The following is a 16976-nucleotide window of genomic DNA, read 5'->3' as shown; positions in this document are numbered from 1 at the left end:
TGCGACCAGAATTGAGAGCTCTCTCTCTCTGTCCTGGATGGTAGGTTGACGTGATTTCGATGATGCTGCTGCTTCGTAGTTCGGTCGTTCGTGTTGTTCGGCCCAAATGGGTTCTTGCGCTCCTTCTTCTGCTTCCTCTCTCGGGGCAGGCAATCGCCTCACCGCTCAGGGTCGGTGTGGCAACCATGCCAACCAATGGCGTGCTCGAGATCGTGGTCGCAAAGGCAAAGGCGCAGGGGCTCGAAGTCAAGATCGTGGAGTTCAGCGATTGGTCGACGCCCAACATCGCGGTGTCGAATGGCGATCTCGACCTGAACTATTTTCAGCACCTGCCGTTTCTAGAAGATTCCATCAGCAAGGCCGGCTACAAGCTGGTACCGGTCGGCCTCGGCTATTCGACGACGAACGGAATCTACTCGAAGAAGATCAAGTCGCTGGGCGAGCTGAAGGATGGCGCGACGATCGCGATTGCGAACGATGCCATCAACACCGGGCGCGCCCTTGCGTTGCTGCAGGAGGCCGGTCTGCTCAAGCTCAAGCCGGACGTCGGCTACCGCGCGACCATCGCGGACATTCTCGACAATCCAAGGAAGCTGAAGATCGTTCAGGTGGACGGTCCCCAGATTTCACGCTCCCTGGATGACGTCGATGCGGCCGTGACCTATCCGGCATTCGCAAAACTCGGCGGCCTGGATCCGAACACGCCGGTCCTGCTGGAAAAGCCGAACGACCTTTACGCACTGCGGTTCGTGACCCGGCCGGATCGCGCCCAGGATCCGCAGATCAAGCGGTTCATCGAAATCTACCAGACCACACCGGAGGTCAAGGAGACGCTCAAGAAGTACTACGGCAACGTCATCTCCTTCCCCTGGGAGCGCGACCAGGCGGCGGTGACGCGCTAGCCGGCGGAGCGGCCGACGGACGTTCAGGGAGCGATGGATCGGTCATTTGACATCGCTTCCTGACATCCCCACCAGCCGCGTCTGCCGTCGTTCTCAGAAGATCCGGAGCTCATCGTAGGAGACCATGACGTGCTCGCGATAGGCGGGCCGTTGGCAAAGCCGCTCGAAATAGGCGCGGATGGCCGAGTGCCGGGGGCGTTCGATGGCGATGTCGAAATAGCGGAACAGGATGTGCCCGAACTGGATGTCCGCCAGCGTCAGGGTCTCGCCACACAGGAAGTCGCTTCGGCTCAGCCGGTCGTCTGCGATGTCGAGCGCACGTGACAGATCGCCGATCGCGCGGCGCACCGCGGTCCAATTGATGTCTGTTGGCGCGGTTCGCACGACCGCGCCAAAGACCGGGCCGGTGAACGCGAGGGCGACATTGAGTTTTGCCCATTCGGCCCACATGTCGACGTGGGCGCGATCGGGTGGCAGCGGCGGCCAAAATGACAGGGTGCCATACCGGGCTGCCAGATAGCGCAGGATCGCTCCCGTTTCCCAGATCGGCGGGCCGTTCTCGTCAACCAGCACGGGGATCGTGCCGTTGGGATTCATGGCCAGGAAGTCCGGCGTGTCGGTCCCGCCGTAGCGATGGCCGACGTCTTGTCGTCGATAGGCGAGCCCGAGCTCGCCGATGCACCACATCAGCGCCTGGACATTCGAAGATGTCTTGCGTCCCCAAACCGTGAGCATGATGGCTGAACCCTTAGCGCGCGCCGATCCAGTTGCGCCCGGCCGCCGATGCTGCGCCCAACCAGACGGAATCTGAAAGTATCACTCATCATCATTCTGCTTCCGAAAAGAGTCGAGAAGGCCGGAATCACGCCGCCCACCGGCTTCGACGCTCTCCTGAGGTGCGTAGACGGCCGCAGAGAAACAAGTACGTCACGCTATTCATGCGCGAGAAACGATCCTTCCCCGGTCGCAGTCAACTTTGGTCGCGCGTTTCATTGTCACGGCAAGCGTTCGTGTCCACTATTTGGAACATTCAATTTGCCTTGTTGGAGACCAAGCGACATGAGACGCATCCTGCTTTCGATCTTGGCCGGCCTTGTGCTGTTCGCCGCGCCGGCGTTCGCCGATCAGAAGATCAAGGTCGGCATCTCCGGCGGCGATGCGGAGATTCTCTGGGCCAAGGTGAAGGAGATCGCGGCCAAGGACGGGCTCGACGTGTCCGTGGTCGTCTTCAACGACTATCTGCTGCCGAATGCGGCGCTCGACTCGGGCGATCTCGACGCCAATGCGTTCCAGCATCGGCCCTTCCTCGACAACCAGATCAAGACGCGCGGCTACAAGATCGTGCCGGTGGGCACCACGATCATCGCGCCGATCGGGCTGTACTCGAAAAAGGTGAAATCGGTCGACGAGATCAAGGCGGGAGCTGCGATCGGAATTCCGAACGATCCCTCGAATGGCGGCCGGGCGCTGCTGCTGCTGCAGGCCGAGAGGCTGATCAAGGTCAAGGAGGGCTCAGGCCTGCTGCCGACGGTGCTCGACGTGGTCGACAATCCCAGGAAGCTGCAGTTCCGCGAGATCGACGCCGCGCAACTGCCGCGCAGTCTCGGCGATCTCGATGCCGCCGTGGTCAACACCAACTACGCAGTGCCGGCAGGCCTCATTCCCGGCAAGGATTCGATTGCGATCGAATCGCCGGCCGACAATCCCTACAGCAACTTCATCGCGGTGCGCGAGCGCGACAAGGATGCGCCCTGGGTGCCCACGCTGGTCCGCGCCTTCCAGAACGACACCATCCGCCAGCTCATCAAGGACCGGCTTCCGGGACAGATCCCGGCGTTCTGATCGCGCGTCGCGCCGGATGCAGTGGCGGGACCGGTGGCAGTCGATGGCGGGGAGAGACGCATGGCGAGGCAGCTTCATCTCAATCTCAACTTCCTCAATGCCGGGACGTTCGGCGCCGCCTGGCGCTGGCCGGCGTCCGATCCCGCCGGGTTCTTCGACATCGACTATTGGGTGCGGACCGTCAGGCTCGCCGAGCGCGCGACGTTCGATGCAGTGTTCCTGGCGGATTTTCCGTCGCTGTCGGACAGTCCGGAGTTTCGCTCGTTCCAGTCGCTCGAGCCGAGCATCGTGCTCACCGCCATCGCCGCGGCAACCACGCATATCGGCCTGATCGGCACAGCATCCTCGTCCTACAACGAGCCGTACAACATTGCCCGCCGATGGGCGTCGCTCGACCATGTCAGCCGCGGCCGCGCCGGCCTCAACGTCGTGACCACGGCTGATCCGGCGGCGGGTCGCAATTTTGGTGCGGATGTGCGCCCCGAGCACGACGCACGCTATGAACGGGGTGCCGAGTTCACTGCGGTGGTCGGCGCGCTCTGGGACAGCTGGGACGATGATGCGGTGCTGGGCGACAAGGCGGCCGGGCGGCTCATCGATCCGTCGCGGATCCACGCGATCAATCACCGCGGCAAGCATTTTTCCGTCGCCGGACCGCTCAACGTGCCGCGCTCGCCGCAGGGGCGGCCGATCGTGGTGCAGGCCGGCGGCTCCGATGCAGGCCGCGACCTCGCGGCGCGCTACGCGGACGCGGTGTTCTCCGTCGCCCTCACCCTCGACGAGGCCGAGGAGTACAGCACCGATCTGCGCGCGCGTGCGGTCGCGCATGGCCGGCGCGCCAGCGACATCCTGATCTTCCCTGGGCTCGTCACGGTGATCGGCGGCACCGAGGCCGAAGCGAGGCAGCGTGAGCAGGAACTCTGGGAGCTGTTGCCGTTCGAATATGGTCTGCGGCGTCTCGCCGGCACGCTTGGCGTTTCGCCTGAGAGTCTCGAGCTTGACAAACCGCTGCCGCCCTTGCCGCTGGCGGCCGATGGCATCCAGACCTTCTTCAAGGGCGCTGTCGCAACCGCCCAGCGTGGCAATCTGACCGTGCGCCAGCTGATCCGCGCCCAGGGCGGCGGCACCAGCCATCGCATCGTGGTCGGCACGCCCGAGCAGATTGCCGACGGCATCGCCGACTGGTTCGCGACCGGCTTCGTCGACGGTTTCAACATCATGCCGGACGTCATCGCAACCGGATTCGATGCATTCGCGGAGGAGGTGGTGCCGCTGCTACGGCGCAAGGGCATCTTCCGCGAGCACTACGAGGGCACGACGTTGCGCGACCATCTCGGGATCGCACGCCCGGCGCGTCGGGCCACAGCGAGTGAGACGCTGTTCGGTGCACCGACCAACGTCGCCGCGCTGCGGACCTGATCACAGCTGGAAAAGCGCTGGAGGCATTCTGATGAACGCACCACTCGCATCGATCGCGCCGTCGCGCTTTCCGGGCATCGAGGTCGACGTGCTTGCAGCCCGCTTGCATGACAATGCCGAGCTGGCGCTGGTTGACGTCCGTGAGGAGGGGGTGATCGCCAGAGACGGCCACATCATCTTCTCGGTGCCGCTGCCGTTGAGCCGGCTCGAGCTTCGCGCCGGCAGCCTGCTCAAGCGACGGTCCGTGCCGATCGTCGTGACCGATGCCGGGCAGGGCGATCTCGCCGCGCGCGCGGCGGCGAAGCTGGCGGAGCTCGGCTTCGTGGATGTCTCGGTGCTGAGCGGCGGCGTGGCGGCCTGGGCCAGCTCGGGCCGCGAGGTCTATACCGGCTCGGGCGCCTATTCGAAGGCGTTCGGCGAGTTCGTCGAGCACGCCTACGGCACGCCGCATATCTCGGCCGAGGAGTTCAAGGCGCGGCTCGATACGGGCGAGCGCATTGCCGTGCTCGACGGCCGTACTTTGCAGGAGTTCGAGAACTTCTCGCTGCCCGGCGCTCATGCCGTGCCCAATGCCGAGCTGCCGCTGCGCGCCCACGATCTGATTGCATCGCCTGACGATCTCGTGGTCGTCAACTGCGCCGGACGCACGCGATCGATCATCGGTGCCCAGGCGCTGATCAACGCAGGGCTGCCTAATAAGGTGGTGGCGCTTGAGAACGGGACGATGGCGTGGCTGGCCCATGGCTGGAGCCTCGACCACGGCCACAAGGCGGAGCTTCAGCCGCCCAGCGATGCGGCATTGGCACAAGCGAAGGCCGCCGTCGCGAAGCTGTCCCGCCGTTTCGCGCTGTCGTGGATCGACGAGGCGACACTCGATGGCTTTCGAGGCGACGCCGACCGGCGCTCGCTCTACGTCTACGATGTCCGCAGTAAGGCCGAGTTCGAGGCGGGCCATCTGCCTGGCGCGCATTGGGCAGAGGGCGGTCAACTGGTGCAGGGCATCGACCGCTGGGTCGGCGCGCGCAACGCCCGGATCGTAGTGGTCGACGACCAGGTCGGCGTGCGTGCCGCGATCACCGCGAGCTGGCTGGTGCAGCTCGGCTGGGGCGAGGTTCACGCGCTGGCGGTTCGGCAGACCGGCGAGGGACGGCTGACCAGGCCGGATCAGCCGCCTCTGCTGCGCGCGCCGCCGGCGGTGGAGACGATCGCGCCTGCCGCGCTGAAGGCCGAGCTCGATACGGGTGCGGTCACCGTGATCGATCTCGACACCAGTCTCGTCTATGCGGCTAGCCACATCCCCGGCGCAAGGTTCGCCATCCGCGCCAGGCTCGATGCATCGCGCGATCTCGGTGATCATTCTGCGATCGTGCTGACGTCCGCGGACGGTGTCCTCGCAGCGTTCGCCGCCGCTGAGCTTGCTCCGCAGATCGGCCGGCCCGTTCGCGTGCTGGCGGGCGGCACGCAGGCGTGGCGCGCGGCCGGCCTGCCGCTGGAGACGGGCGAGACCGCACTCATCCACGAGGCTGACGACGTCTGGCGTTCGCCCTATCAGCAGTCCGGCGACAGGCTCGCTGCGTTCAAGGCCTATCTCGATTGGGAGGTCGGCCTGCTGGCGCAGATCGAGCGTGATCCGGATTTGTCCTTCAAGGTCTTTCCATGAGCCTGTCCGGGGCGACCATCGCCGCGAGCGAGTCGCGTGACGTTGCGGCGCACGTGCAACTCGTCGAGCTCGGCGCCGGTGATCCCGCCGTCAGCCGGCGCACGCGGATCGCGAGCGGCCGCGGTGCACTCCGGGCGCTCGTGCCCATCACGCTGCTGGCGGCGTGGCAGGCGGTGTCTGGTTTCGGCCTCGTCGAGCCGACCGTCCTGCCGTCGCCGCTGACCGTGCTCGACGCCTTCGCTGAGCTGATCACGACGGGGGAGCTGCAGGCCGCCATTCCGGCCTCGCTTCGCCGCGCGCTGAGCGGCCTTGCTCTCGGCGCCGGCACCGGGCTGGCCCTTGGCCTGTTCGCCGGTCTCTGGCGGCTCGGCGAGGAGCTGTTCGATGCGCCGCTGCAGATGCTGCGCACGATCCCGTTCATCGCGATGATTCCGCTTTTCATCATCTGGTTCGGCATCGGCGAGACCGCCAAGGTCGCGCTGATCTATGGCGCGACGATCTTTCCCGTCTATCTCAACACCTATGCGGGGGTGCGCGGCGTCGATCCCAAGCTGATCGAGGCCGGCAAGGTGTTCGGGCTCGATCCGCGGCAGATCGCGCTGCGGGTGATCCTGCCGACCGCGCTGCCGTCGATCCTGGTCGGCATCCGTTTCTCCGCCGGCGTATCGCTGCTGGCGCTGGTCGCCGCCGAGCAGATCAATGCCCGCTCCGGCATCGGCTACATCCTTAACAACGCCAATCAGAACCAGCGCACGGATGTGATCATCGCCGGCATCATCGTCTACGCGCTGCTCGGCATCGTGATCGACCTCGTGATGCGCTCGGTCGAACGCGCGGCGCTGCCATGGAGGGCCTCGCTTGTCTTTGCATGATCTGGCCAGCCTGCGCCCGGTCGCACCGGTCGTGGTCGAGACCGGGCACGACGCGGTCGACAACGATCTCGGTCCGGAGACCGTGCGGCTCCGCGGCGTGCGGCGCAGCTTCGCCGGCCGCGCTGTGCTCGACGGTGTTAATCTCTCTGTGCGCAAGGGCGAGTTCGTCGCTCTGCTAGGGCCATCTGGCACCGGCAAGACCACGCTGTTGCGCATCCTTGCCGCGCTGGACCGCGCCGATGCGGGAGAGGTGGCCGTGGCGGCCGCGCGCTCTGTCGTATTTCAGGAGCCACGGCTGGTGCCGGCGCTCAAGGTCTGGCGCAACGTCGTGCTCGGTCATCCGCGCACTGCGGCGAGCCGCCAGCTCGCTTCGACCGCACTCGCCGAGGTCGGCTTAGCGAGCCATGCCGATGCCTGGCCGCGCACGCTCTCCGGCGGCGAAGCGCAGCGCGTCGCGCTGGCACGGGCGCTGGTGCAGGAGCCGGACCTCCTGCTGCTCGACGAGCCGTTCGCCGCGCTCGATGCGCTGACCCGGCTTCGCATGCAGGGTCTCGTTCACGAGCTGGTGCGGCGGCATTCTCCGGGCGTGGTGCTGGTGACGCACGACATCGACGAAGCGCTCGCTCTCGCCGATCGGGTCGTGGTCTTGAATGGCGGCCGGGTGCGCCTCGATCAGCACGTCGGATCGCCGCGGCCGCGGGCCCGCACCGATCGTCATATCGAACTGCTGCGCCAGCGACTGCTGGCCGAACTCGGCGTCGCGACCGACGCGGCGCCGATCTGACAAGTTCCCAGGAGGATGACGATGAAGACAACTCTCTCGACACATCTCCTCAAGTCGCTGGTGGCTGCCGCCGTGGCGGCGATCGGTCTGTCGACCACGGCGATTGCCGAAGGCGCCAAGCCGGTGCTGCTGGTCGGCTTCCAGGATCAGACCCTGCCGGAGACGGTCGCCGCGTCGAAGGTGCTCGACGGCGCGCCCTACGAGGTGCAGTGGGTCACGCTGACCGGTCCGGCGGCGCAGCTCTCCGCGCTGTATTCGAAGGCGATCGACATCGGGCACATGGGCGACACCTCGCTGATCATCGAGCAAGGCAAGGCCAAGGAGGAATGGACCGCCGCCAACGCCCCGCTGCAGATCGTGGCCGGCTGGCGCACCGCCGACAAGAAATACCCGCCGATCGTGACGGTGGCGCGGACCGGTACCGGCGTCGAGACGCTGGCCGATGCGAAGGGGCATTCCTGGTCGCACAATTACGGCGGCTACAACTATTTGCAATATGTGCTGTCACTGGTGAAGGCGGGTTTGACGGAAAAGGACATCGAAGCGGTTCGCCTGCAGGACACCACCACGAGCGCGGCCGCCTTCAACTCCGGCAAGGTCGACATCTTCTCCGGCTCGACACTCGGCGTGATCGACACCATCGAGGCCGGCAAGGCGAAGATCCTCGTCAACAGCGACGAACTCGACATTCCCGCCCTCAACGTGTTCACCGCGCGCGGCGACGTACTGCGCAACCCTGAGAAGAAGGCGCAGATCGCGGACTTCCTGACCCGGCTCAGGACCTACTGGACCTGGTATCCCGATCACATGGCGGAGATCGAGGCGATCTTCGTCGAGAAGCTGAAGCAGACGCCGCCGCGCGCGAAGTTCGTCACGGCCTTCCAGCAATCCTCGTTCGTGGTGTTCGACGATGCACTCATTGCGCGCGAGCAGCGCATCGCCGAGGTGCTGCTCAAGTCCGGCGTCATTCCGAAGGCCATCGACGTCGCCGTGGAGTTCAACCGTGACTTCAACGCAGCTGCAGTGGCGCACCGCTGAGCCCAATAAGGAGAACGACTATGACACAGATCGCACTCGGCTGGGGCAGTGGCCCCAGCGCGCGCTACGAAGAGCTCGCCGAGCCGTTCCGGCCGCTGTTCCAGAAGATCCGCGCGAGCGCCGTGGAGCGGGATCTGGAGCGCAAGCTGCCCTATGACGAGATCAAGGCGTTGCGGGCGGCGGGCTTCACCGCGGTCCGTGTGCCCGCGGAATTCGGCGGCGGCGGTGCGACCTTGCCGGAGCTGTTCAACCTGCTGATCGAGCTGTCCGAGGGCGACTCCAACGTCACCAATGCGGTGCGCGCCCATTTCGGCTTCACCGAGGACGTTTTAAATTCGCGCAATCCGCAGCGCCGTAAGCTGTGGCTCGGCCGCCTGGCCGAGAAGACGTTCTTCGGCAATGGCCATACCGAGATCGGTGATGCCAGCGTGAGCGCGTTCTCCACCGTGGTTTCGAACAAGGACGGGCGTACCGTCCTCAACGGCCGCAAATACTACACCACCGGCACGCTGTTCGCCGACTGGATCAATGTCGCCGCGCAGCTCGAAAACGGTGATCCGGTCGGAGTCGTGGTGTCGCGCCATGGCGGCGGCGTCGAGGTGCTGGACGATTGGAACGGCTTCGGGCAGGCGACCACCGCCAGCGGCACCGCGATCTTCACCGATGCGCCGATCGAGCCGGACCAGATCGTGCCGGTCGGCGAGCGCTTCAAATACTCCAATCCGTTCTACCAGCTGGTCCATCTGGCGACCCTGGCCGGCATCGGCCGCGCCGCCGCCGGCGACGTCGCCCGCCTGGTGCGCGAACGCAAGCGCGTGTTCAGCCATGGCAACGCGCCGACCGTTTCGGCCGATCCGCAGATCCTGCAGATCGTCGGCCGTGTCCGCGGCAATGCCTATGCCGCTGGCCTGATCGTGCTCAAGGTCGCCGAGGCCTTGCAGCGCGCCCACGAGGCGCACCTGAGCGGGGATGACGAACGCGCCGCCGAGGCCATCGCCATCGCGGAGATCGAGCTCGACCAGTCGGTCACCGTCGTCTCCGACCTCGTGCTGCAGGCGACCACCATCCTGTTCGATGCGCTCGGCGCCTCCTCGGCCGCCAAGCCGCTCGCGCTCGACCGCTACTGGCGCAACGCCCGCACCATCATCTCGCACAATCCGCGCGTCTATCGCGACCGCATCGTCGGCGACTTCGCCGTGAACGGCACGCCGCCGCCGGGCCAGTATCGGATCGGCACGGCGGGATAAAGCGCACACATCGATCGCTGCAGATGATAGGAGCAGACGTACCAGGACGATACGGCATGAGTAGCTGAACTACGAAGAGGCTTTTTCGGAGCAGATTGTTCTCTGAAGGCACGTCTCGACGCGTCGAAAATCAGCTTGAATAGAAGGATATTCCATGCAGATTGATGACGGTTGTGTCTTGAGAAGAAAGTTCCCCGAATGGCGGACGCCGCTGTCCCCTCGTCGACTGCGCCACGGCGCATCGACGCGATCGATCGCAAGATCCTGACGGTATTGCAGGAGAATGCGTCACTGTCGGTCGCCGAGATCGGCGACCGCGTCGGCCTGTCGTCGACACCCTGCTGGAAGCGGATCCAGCGCATGGAAGCCGAGGGCATCATCACCGGGAAGGTGGCCCTGGTCGATCAGAACCGGATCGGTCTGGGATTGTCGGTGTTCGTCTCGGTGGAAAGCGCCGACCATTCCGACGCCTGGCTGAAGAAGTTTGCGGAAATCGTCAGCGGCATGCCGGAGGTGATGGAGTTCTATCGCATGGCCGGCGACGTCGACTACATGCTGCGCGTGGTCGTCGCCGACATGCAGAGCTACGATCTGTTCTACAAGAAGCTGATCGGCTCCGTCGCCTTGAAGAATGTGACGTCGCGCTTCGCCATGGAGAAGATCAAGTCGGTGACGGCGCTGCCTGTTCCGCCCGTCGAGGCGACGTAGCCGCCGATCGCAAGTCACTCCGCCGCGTCGGTCCGTTCCGGCGCCATCTGCTCCAGGGTCGCGGGATCACGATAGCGCGCGCCCGGATGCGTCTGATGCAGGAGAGGTCCGCGGCCGGGAAACAGTTTTTCCCGCAAGGTGCCGTCGCGATAGGCCGTCTTGTAGACGCCGCGCGACTGCAGCTCCGGCACCACGAGGTCGACGAAGGCTTCCAGGGACTCCGGTGCCACCAGGCGGAACAGGTTGAAGCCGTCGACATCGGTCTCTTCGGCCCAGGCGATCAGCTCGTCGGCGACGTCCTGCGGCGAACCGACCACGAAGGGCGAGCGCGCGCCGGCGCGGCTCAAGGCGGCGAGATCGCCGATCCTGACCGGCCGCTCGCTGCGCACGGTGAAATTCTCGACCATCGATTGGATGGCGTTGCTCTCGACATAGCGGATGGGATCATCCGGATTGTAGGTCGAGAAATCGATGCCCGCCCAGCCCGAGAGCAGCGCGAGCTGTCCGGCCTGGTCGACATGCGCGGCGTACTCCGCGAGCAGGTCGCTGGCCTCGGCCCGCGTCGGCGCCACGATCACGGTCGCGCCGGCGAACAGTCGGATGTCGTAGGGATCGCGGCCGGCGCCCTTTGCCGCCTGCCGGATCTCGCGCACGGCGCGCGAAAGCACCGGCCGCGTCTGGCCGTTCAGGAAGATGGCTTCCGCATGCCGCGCGGCGAAGCTGCGGCCGCGTGTGGAGGTGCCGGCCTGGTAGAGCAGGGGCGTGCGCTGCGGTGACGGCTCGGCGAGATGGATGCCATCGACCTTGAAATGCGCGGCTTGATGCTGCACCCGATGCACCTTGGATGGATCGGTGAACAGGCCGTTCGCGCGATCACGATGGACCGCGCCGGGCTGCCAGCTGCCCTCCCAGAGCTTGTAGACCGCGCTGAGGAAATCCTCGGCCGCATCGTAGCGGTCGTCATGGGCGCGATTCCCTGGCAGGCCCATGCCGCGCGCGCCGCTGTCGAGATAGCCGGTCACGATGTTCCAGCCGATGCGGCCTCCGCTCAGATGATCGAGCGTCGAGAAGCGCCGTGCGAACTGGTAGGGGTGCTCGTAGGTGAGGTTGGCGGTGATGCCGAAGCCGAGATGACGGGTCACGAGCGCCATCGCCGAGACCAGCAAAGTCGGCTCGGCGTTCGGCAGCTGGATCGCCCGGGACAGCGCGGTGTCGGCGCTGTTGCCGTAGACGTCGTAGACGCCGAACACGTCGGCGAGGAAGATGCCGTCGAGCAGGCCGCGCTCGGCCGTCCTGGCGTAGTCGACCCAATAGTCCAGCGTGTTGTAGTTGATCGACTGGTCGCGCGGGTGCGACCACAGCCCGCCCCAATTGTGGCTCGGAGCCATCATGTTGAAGGCATTGATCCTGAGTTCGCGCGGCCTGGTCATCGGTCGTCTTTCCAACAGGTCTTGATCGGAATCGCGCGAGAGACTGTGCTGGCGATCGTCATCGACGATAGCAGCTCGACCGGAGTACGTTGTTTTCATTTGGACCGGACTGCGTATCGATCATTCTGCCCTGACATCTCAGGGCGAAATCAATTCCCCCGAGCGTGGCGGTAGGCGCGATGGTCGCGCGGCGGTCTTCACGGTGTCGGGTACAATACGCCCCGCGGTTCCGTCTTCTTGACCCGCCAGCTCTGAACAACAAACGCATGCTCGCGCGGCGTGATCGGGAAACAAACAGGCCCCGCGCGGCGCGTGCCACAGAACGCGCATCGTTATTTTCCGCGAGCGCTCGACAGCGACCGGGCTCACGCACATCATTTCCAGCTCGACAGGTTCGGACTGATCAAACGAGGAATGGATTTTGATGAAGATGCTGCTGCGCGTGATGCTGGCCGTGGGCCTGGTCTCTGGCCTTTCCGTCGCGGTTCGCGCCGACGAGCCGCTGAAGATCTCCACCAGCGCCGGTCCGATCGGCCAGCTGGTCGGGTTTGCCGCCAAGCTCGCCAAGGAGAAGGGCCAGGACGTCAAGGTCGTGGAGCTGTCGGACTGGGTGGCGATCAACGAGGTCGTGAACTCCGGCGACGTCGACGCCAATCTGTTCCAGCACGCCACCTATCTGGCGCTGCAGAACAAGCAGCGCGGCTATAACTTCGTTCAGGTCGACAAGGTCGGCGTGATCGCCCCGGTCGGGCTGTTCTCCAGGAAGATCAAGAGGCTCGACGAAGTGAAGGACGGCGATTCCGTCGCCATTCCCAACGAGCCGCTCAATGGCGCGCGCGGGCTGATCCTGCTGGAGCGCGCCGGCCTGATCAAGCTGGCGCCGGGCAAGGGGTTCTCGGTCTCCAAGCTCGACATCATCGAGAACCCGAAAAACCTGAAGATCGTCGAGCTCGATCCGGCTCAGACCTACCGCTCGCTCGATGACGTGACGCTGGGTCTCGTCAACATCACCTATCTGATCCCGGCGGGCGGCGATCCGAAGTCTGCGCTGATCATCGACCGGACCATCGATGATGGCCTGGTGCTGCGCTTCACCGCGCGCGCGGACAAGAAGGACAATCCGAAGCTGAAGGCCTTCATCGAGATCTTCAAGTCGCCGGAGGTCAAGCAGTTCATCGAGGAGAAGCTGCCGGCCTTCATCCCGGCCGGCTTCGACAACAAGGCGTCGTGATCTCGCGGTGAGGCGTCGGGGCCTGGTCGGTTCTCCCCCATGGGAGGCGACACCCTTCGTCTCGATGCCTTGCCGGGGTCCGCCAGATCAGCAGAAGGACAGGAGACGTGATGTCGACGCGCATGCAATTCTCGATCGGGCTTCTGGCCGCGATGACCCTCGGTCTGCTCGGCCTGACGCAGGCCGCAGCCGAGCCGCTGACCGTGCGGATCGGCTTCGCCTCGGTCGGTGCCGACAACCGGCAGTTCTCCGGCGGGTCGTCGGCGGCCATCGCGCATGCCGAGCACTATGTCGAGCAGGAGCTGCGTGACCTGCCGGACGTCAAGATCGAGTGGTCGTTCTTCAAGGGCGCGGGTCCGGCGGTCAACGAGGCCTTCGCCAACAATCAGCTCGATTTCGCCTTGCAGGGCGATCTGCCGCAGATCATCGGCCGCGCCAACGGATTGAAGACGAAGATCCTGCTGGCCGCAGGCGCGCATGCGCCGATCTATCTCGCCGTGCCGAAGGACTCGCCGATCCGCAAGGTCGGAGATCTCAAGGGGCGCAAGGTGTCGCTCTTCCGCGGCACCAACAACCACCTTGCGGCGGTGAAGGTGCTGGCCGGCTACGGCCTGCAGGAGAAGGACGTCCAGGTCATCAACATGGACACGGCGACGACCAATGCCGCCCTGACCTCGCGCGATATCGACGCTGCCTTCGGCAACTTTCCGCTCGCGAGCCTGGTCGAGAAGAACATCGCCGAGATCATCTACACCACCAAGGGCGACAACCCGGCCTATGAGCGTCAATCGACCCTGATCGGGCAGGAGGCGTTCATCGCCGCACATGCCGACGTGACGCAGAAGATCGTCTCCGCAATCGTGCGCGCGGCGCGCTGGTCGTCGGACGAAGCCAATCGCGAGGCATTCTTCGAGATTTCGGCGCGCTCCGGCTTCCCGGCGTCGGGCTATCGGTTCGACTTCAAGGACCAGGAGCTGAAATACCGCAACTCGCCGATCATCGACGCCTCGATCATCGAGAGCTATCGCGTCCAGGCACGGCAGGCGAAGGAGTTCGGCCTGCTCCGCCGCAATGTCGAGATCGACGGCTGGTTCGACCGCAGCTTCCTCGACAAGGCCCTGAAGGAGCAGGGGCTGGCGGGGTACTGGCAGGAATTCGGCGCGGACGGCAAGCCGGTGGCGGCGGGCCAATGAGCCTTGCGGCTGAACGAGCAGGCCCTGTCGAGACGCCGATCCGAGAGGCCGCGACCGCGCGCGGCCGTCTGGAGGTGCGCGGTGTCTCCAGGACCTTCAGCGTCAATGGTGCGCCGATCGCGGCCCTCGACGATGTCTCGCTGACCGTTCATCCAGGAGAGTTCGTGGCGCTGCTCGGTCCCAGCGGCTGCGGCAAGTCGACCTTGCTGCGCCTGATCGCCGGGCTCGATCGCGACTATCAGGGCAGCATCGTCCAGGACGGCGACGCCGTCACCGGCACGAGCCTGGATCGCGGCATCGTGTTCCAGGAGCCGCGGCTGTTTCCCTGGGCGACCGTCCGCCAGAACATCGCGCTCGGGCTGAAGAATGCGCCGATCAGCGAGGCCGACAAGCGCGCGGCGGTCGCGGCGCATATTGCGCTGGTCGGCCTCGACGGCTTTGCCGAGGCGTATCCGCATCAGCTGTCGGGCGGCATGGCGCAGCGCGCGGCGATCGCGCGCGGGCTGGTCAATCGGCCGCGGCTGCTGCTGCTGGACGAACCGTTCGGCGCGCTGGATGCGCTGACGCGGGCCCGGCTGCAGACTGAGCTGCAGCGCATCTGGGCACACGAGAAGATCACCATGATCCTGGTGACCCACGACGTCGACGAAGCGGTGTTTCTCGGCGACCGCGTCGTCGTGCTCGCCCCGCGTCCCGGCCGTATCTCGCGCATCTTCGATGTCGCCGCTGCCCGGCCCCGCGGGCGCAGCGACGACGACCTGGTCCGCCTCCGCAACGAGGTGCTGGGCACGCTCGAGCATGACGGCGCAACCGATCCTGGCGCGGACAAAGACCGCCGGAGTGATGCATGAGCGATGCGGTCATCGAGACTGATCTGAGCCCGACGCGCGCACTCGCTGCTCGGAGCTGGCGAGAATGGCCTGGCCATGTGTTGGTTTCGGCTTTGATCACGCGCGCGAAGGCCGCCGCATGGCTGCTGATCTTCCCGGCCGTCGCGTTGCCGGTCTGGATCATCGGCAGCGAACGCGGCTGGCTGGCCGAGCAGATCCTGCCGCGGCCGGCCGATGTGCTGCATACCTTGAACGAGATGATCGCGAGCGGCGAGCTGGCGCAGCACGCCGGCATCAGCCTGCTGCGCGTGGTCCTGGGCTTCGCGGTCGGTGCCGGCGCGGGGCTCGTGCTCGGGGCGGCGATGGGACTGTCGCGGCGGGTCGACGATCACGTTCGCCCGCTGTTCACCGCGATCGCCCAGGTGCCCGCGCTGGCCTGGATTCCCCTGGCGATGCTGCTGCTCGGCATCGGTGAGACCTTGAAGATCGTCGTCATCGCCAAGGCCGCCTTCGTGCCGGTCGCGATGAACACCAGCGCCGGGATCGCCAACGTGCCGCGCGCGCTGGTCGAGGTCGGCGAGACCTTCCGCTTCTCCTCGTTGCAGATGCTGCGCCATGTCGTGCTGCCTGGCGCGGTGCCGCCGATCTTCACCGGCCTGCGCTATGGATTGACCCATGCCTGGATCGCGCTCGTCAGCGTTGAGCTGCTCGCCTCGTCGGAGGGGCTCGGCTATCTCCTGGTCTGGGGCCGGCAGATGTTCTGGCTCGACACGGTGCTGGTGGCGATGATCGTGATCGGCGTGATCGGCTTTGCCAGCGACAAGCTGCTGGCGGGCGTCGAGTCGCGGCTGCAGCGGTGGCGCACGGATGGCGTCTGAGACCATCGCGAGGTCGGCGGCGACCAGCCTGCGGCGCAGGCTCGTTCTGCCGCTGCTGCTGCTCGCGGCCTGGGAGGTCGGCAGCCATTCCGGCCTCGTCAACCCGCAATTCCTGCCGCCGTTGGAGAAGGTGGCGCGCGTCGCCTGGCAGGAGCTCGCGAGCGGCGAGCTGCCGCATGCGCTGGCGACCAGCCTGCGGCGCGACCTGCTCGGTTTCGCCCTCGGGTCCGGCATCGGCATCGTGGTGGGCCTGCTGCTCGGCCTGTCCAGCATTGCCGACCGCATCTTCACGACCTGGTTCAACGGCCTCAAGCAGATCGCGCTGCTGGCCTGGATTCCGCTGATCTCGCTGTGGTTCGGCTTCGACGAGGCCGCCAAGATCGTGTTCATTGCGCTGGCGGCTTCGATCCCCGTCATCCTCAACACGGTGGAAGGCGTCCGCTCCACCTCGGGGAAGCTGAAGGAGGTCGGCGAGGTCTTCCGCTTCAGCCCGCTGCAACTGGTGTGGTCGCTCTATCTGCCATCGGCGCTACCATCGATGCTGACGGGGCTGCATCTCGGTTTGATCTATGCCTGGCTCGCCACTATCGGCGCCGAGTATTTCATGGCGGCAGGGCCCGGCATCGGCGGCCTGATCATCTCGGGGCGGGAGCGCTTCGAGATGGCGCTGGTGATGCTCGGCATCGTGGTGGTCGGCCTGGTCGGCTTCATCGTGGACCGCAGCGCCACAGCGATCGAGCATCGGCTGGTGCGCTGGCGCAATGCGTGAGCGAGGGGGGGACCGGCCAGCGCAGCGCGAGTGGAGCGCGCTGTTCTAGCGCAGACGTCGCGCGACGATGATCCCTTCTTTCGGAACTGATAAGTTTGAAAGCCAATTCTGCTGACCTGCGTATAGCCTTCCCCTGCGTGTCGCTGACCTGACTCCGCAATTTCAGATGCAAG

16 protein-coding genes are annotated in these 16976 nt (G+C 65.7%); 14 read left to right on the top strand and 2 right to left on the bottom strand.

Going from position 1 to position 16976, the window contains the following annotated elements; translation table 11 throughout:
- The first annotated feature begins 59 nt into the window (after positions 1 to 59).
- A complete protein-coding gene (locus ACQR1L_RS04870; RefSeq protein WP_434856798.1) occupies positions 60 to 902 on the top strand; it encodes a MetQ/NlpA family ABC transporter substrate-binding protein in 843 nt (280 codons plus the stop codon).
- Positions 903 to 995: 93 nt separating this feature from the next.
- On the opposite strand, the gene ACQR1L_RS04865 is transcribed toward ACQR1L_RS04870, so the two are convergent.
- Positions 996 to 1637 carry a glutathione S-transferase family protein gene (locus tag ACQR1L_RS04865; protein WP_434856797.1) on the bottom strand — a complete coding sequence of 214 codons (642 nt, stop codon included), beginning with the start codon at positions 1635 to 1637 and terminating at the stop codon, positions 996 to 998.
- 324 nt (positions 1638 to 1961) lie between these two features.
- On the opposite strand from ACQR1L_RS04865, the gene ACQR1L_RS04860 reads away from it, so the two are divergent.
- The 8 genes from ACQR1L_RS04860 to ACQR1L_RS04825 all read left to right on the top strand — a co-directional run bounded on the left by ACQR1L_RS04860 (position 1962) and on the right by ACQR1L_RS04825 (position 10472).
- Positions 1962 to 2744 (top strand): MetQ/NlpA family ABC transporter substrate-binding protein, encoded by a 783-nt coding sequence (locus ACQR1L_RS04860; RefSeq protein ID WP_434856796.1) that lies wholly within the window; start codon positions 1962 to 1964, stop codon positions 2742 to 2744.
- A 60-nt stretch (positions 2745 to 2804) separates the two neighbouring features.
- Positions 2805 to 4163: an LLM class flavin-dependent oxidoreductase gene (locus tag ACQR1L_RS04855; RefSeq protein ID WP_434856795.1), complete on the top strand. Its 1359-nt coding sequence runs from the start codon at positions 2805 to 2807 to the stop codon at positions 4161 to 4163.
- A gap of 31 nt (positions 4164 to 4194) precedes the next feature.
- The gene (locus ACQR1L_RS04850) at positions 4195 to 5823 is read left to right on the top strand and encodes a rhodanese-like domain-containing protein (RefSeq protein ID WP_434856794.1); all 1629 of its coding nucleotides are present in this window, start codon (positions 4195 to 4197) and stop codon (positions 5821 to 5823) included.
- A complete protein-coding gene (locus ACQR1L_RS04845) occupies positions 5820 to 6695 on the top strand; it encodes an ABC transporter permease (RefSeq protein ID WP_434856793.1) in 876 nt (291 codons plus the stop codon). Before ACQR1L_RS04850 ends, ACQR1L_RS04845 begins: the two co-directional genes overlap by 4 nt.
- Positions 6696 to 6726: 31 nt before the next feature.
- Entirely contained in the window at positions 6727 to 7479 is a 753-nt protein-coding gene (locus ACQR1L_RS04840) for an ABC transporter ATP-binding protein (RefSeq protein ID WP_434857240.1), read from the top strand.
- A 21-nt stretch (positions 7480 to 7500) separates the two neighbouring features.
- The gene (locus ACQR1L_RS04835) at positions 7501 to 8517 is read left to right on the top strand and encodes an ABC transporter substrate-binding protein (protein ID WP_434856792.1); all 1017 of its coding nucleotides are present in this window, start codon (positions 7501 to 7503) and stop codon (positions 8515 to 8517) included.
- A gap of 20 nt (positions 8518 to 8537) precedes the next feature.
- On the top strand, positions 8538 to 9764 hold the full coding sequence (locus ACQR1L_RS04830) for an acyl-CoA dehydrogenase family protein (RefSeq protein ID WP_434856791.1): 1227 nt from the start codon (positions 8538 to 8540) through the stop codon (positions 9762 to 9764).
- 198 nt (positions 9765 to 9962) lie between these two features.
- Positions 9963 to 10472 carry an Lrp/AsnC family transcriptional regulator gene (locus ACQR1L_RS04825; protein WP_434856790.1) on the top strand — a complete coding sequence of 170 codons (510 nt, stop codon included), beginning with the start codon at positions 9963 to 9965 and terminating at the stop codon, positions 10470 to 10472.
- A 14-nt stretch (positions 10473 to 10486) separates the two neighbouring features.
- On the opposite strand, the gene ACQR1L_RS04820 is transcribed toward ACQR1L_RS04825, so the two are convergent.
- Entirely contained in the window at positions 10487 to 11902 is a 1416-nt protein-coding gene (locus ACQR1L_RS04820; RefSeq protein WP_434856789.1) for an LLM class flavin-dependent oxidoreductase, read from the bottom strand.
- A 424-nt stretch (positions 11903 to 12326) separates the two neighbouring features.
- Between ACQR1L_RS04820 and ACQR1L_RS04815 the strand changes: the two genes are divergently transcribed.
- The 5 genes from ACQR1L_RS04815 (at position 12327) to ACQR1L_RS04795 (ending at position 16803) form a co-directional block, all read left to right on the top strand.
- Complete coding sequence (locus tag ACQR1L_RS04815; protein WP_434856788.1) at positions 12327 to 13133, top strand: MetQ/NlpA family ABC transporter substrate-binding protein; 807 nt, start codon at positions 12327 to 12329, stop codon at positions 13131 to 13133.
- A gap of 110 nt (positions 13134 to 13243) precedes the next feature.
- Entirely contained in the window at positions 13244 to 14326 is a 1083-nt protein-coding gene (locus tag ACQR1L_RS04810) for an ABC transporter substrate-binding protein (protein ID WP_434856787.1), read from the top strand.
- Positions 14323 to 15177 carry an ABC transporter ATP-binding protein gene (locus ACQR1L_RS04805; protein ID WP_434856786.1) on the top strand — a complete coding sequence of 285 codons (855 nt, stop codon included), beginning with the start codon at positions 14323 to 14325 and terminating at the stop codon, positions 15175 to 15177. Before ACQR1L_RS04810 ends, ACQR1L_RS04805 begins: the two co-directional genes overlap by 4 nt.
- A complete protein-coding gene (locus ACQR1L_RS04800) occupies positions 15174 to 16034 on the top strand; it encodes an ABC transporter permease (protein ID WP_434856785.1) in 861 nt (286 codons plus the stop codon). Before ACQR1L_RS04805 ends, ACQR1L_RS04800 begins: the two co-directional genes overlap by 4 nt.
- Positions 16024 to 16803: an ABC transporter permease gene (locus ACQR1L_RS04795; protein WP_434856784.1), complete on the top strand. Its 780-nt coding sequence runs from the start codon at positions 16024 to 16026 to the stop codon at positions 16801 to 16803. The genes ACQR1L_RS04800 and ACQR1L_RS04795 overlap by 11 nt, the downstream gene beginning before the upstream one ends.
- The last annotated feature ends 173 nt before the right edge of the window (positions 16804 to 16976 follow it).

The organism is Bradyrhizobium sp. HKCCYLR20261, assembly GCF_051168435.1.
In the GTDB taxonomy this organism is placed as follows: domain Bacteria; phylum Pseudomonadota; class Alphaproteobacteria; order Rhizobiales; family Xanthobacteraceae; genus Bradyrhizobium.
Note: the sequence above shows the minus strand (reverse complement) of the source record. Positions and strands in the feature narration are given on the sequence as shown.

Bases quoted from the DNA above. Each gene is read 5' to 3' on its own strand.
- ACQR1L_RS04800 (WP_434856785.1), top strand. From the start codon at position 15,174: ATGAGCGATGCGGTCATCGAGACTGATCTGAGCCCGACGCGCGCACTC.
- ACQR1L_RS04830 (WP_434856791.1), top strand. From the start codon at position 8,538: ATGACACAGATCGCACTCGGCTGGGGCAGTGGCCCCAGCGCGCGCTAC.
- ACQR1L_RS04845 (WP_434856793.1), top strand. From the start codon at position 5,820: ATGAGCCTGTCCGGGGCGACCATCGCCGCGAGCGAGTCGCGTGACGTT.
- ACQR1L_RS04835 (WP_434856792.1), top strand. From the start codon at position 7,501: ATGAAGACAACTCTCTCGACACATCTCCTCAAGTCGCTGGTGGCTGCC.
- ACQR1L_RS04810 (WP_434856787.1), top strand. From the start codon at position 13,244: ATGTCGACGCGCATGCAATTCTCGATCGGGCTTCTGGCCGCGATGACC.
- ACQR1L_RS04805 (WP_434856786.1), top strand. From the start codon at position 14,323: ATGAGCCTTGCGGCTGAACGAGCAGGCCCTGTCGAGACGCCGATCCGA.
- ACQR1L_RS04860 (WP_434856796.1), top strand. From the start codon at position 1,962: ATGAGACGCATCCTGCTTTCGATCTTGGCCGGCCTTGTGCTGTTCGCC.
- ACQR1L_RS04795 (WP_434856784.1), top strand. From the start codon at position 16,024: ATGGCGTCTGAGACCATCGCGAGGTCGGCGGCGACCAGCCTGCGGCGC.
- ACQR1L_RS04820 (WP_434856789.1), bottom strand. From the start codon at position 11,902: ATGACCAGGCCGCGCGAACTCAGGATCAATGCCTTCAACATGATGGCT.
- ACQR1L_RS04815 (WP_434856788.1), top strand. From the start codon at position 12,327: ATGAAGATGCTGCTGCGCGTGATGCTGGCCGTGGGCCTGGTCTCTGGC.
- ACQR1L_RS04850 (WP_434856794.1), top strand. From the start codon at position 4,195: ATGAACGCACCACTCGCATCGATCGCGCCGTCGCGCTTTCCGGGCATC.
- ACQR1L_RS04870 (WP_434856798.1), top strand. From the start codon at position 60: ATGATGCTGCTGCTTCGTAGTTCGGTCGTTCGTGTTGTTCGGCCCAAA.
- ACQR1L_RS04855 (WP_434856795.1), top strand. From the start codon at position 2,805: ATGGCGAGGCAGCTTCATCTCAATCTCAACTTCCTCAATGCCGGGACG.
- ACQR1L_RS04825 (WP_434856790.1), top strand. From the start codon at position 9,963: ATGGCGGACGCCGCTGTCCCCTCGTCGACTGCGCCACGGCGCATCGAC.
- ACQR1L_RS04865 (WP_434856797.1), bottom strand. From the start codon at position 1,637: ATGCTCACGGTTTGGGGACGCAAGACATCTTCGAATGTCCAGGCGCTG.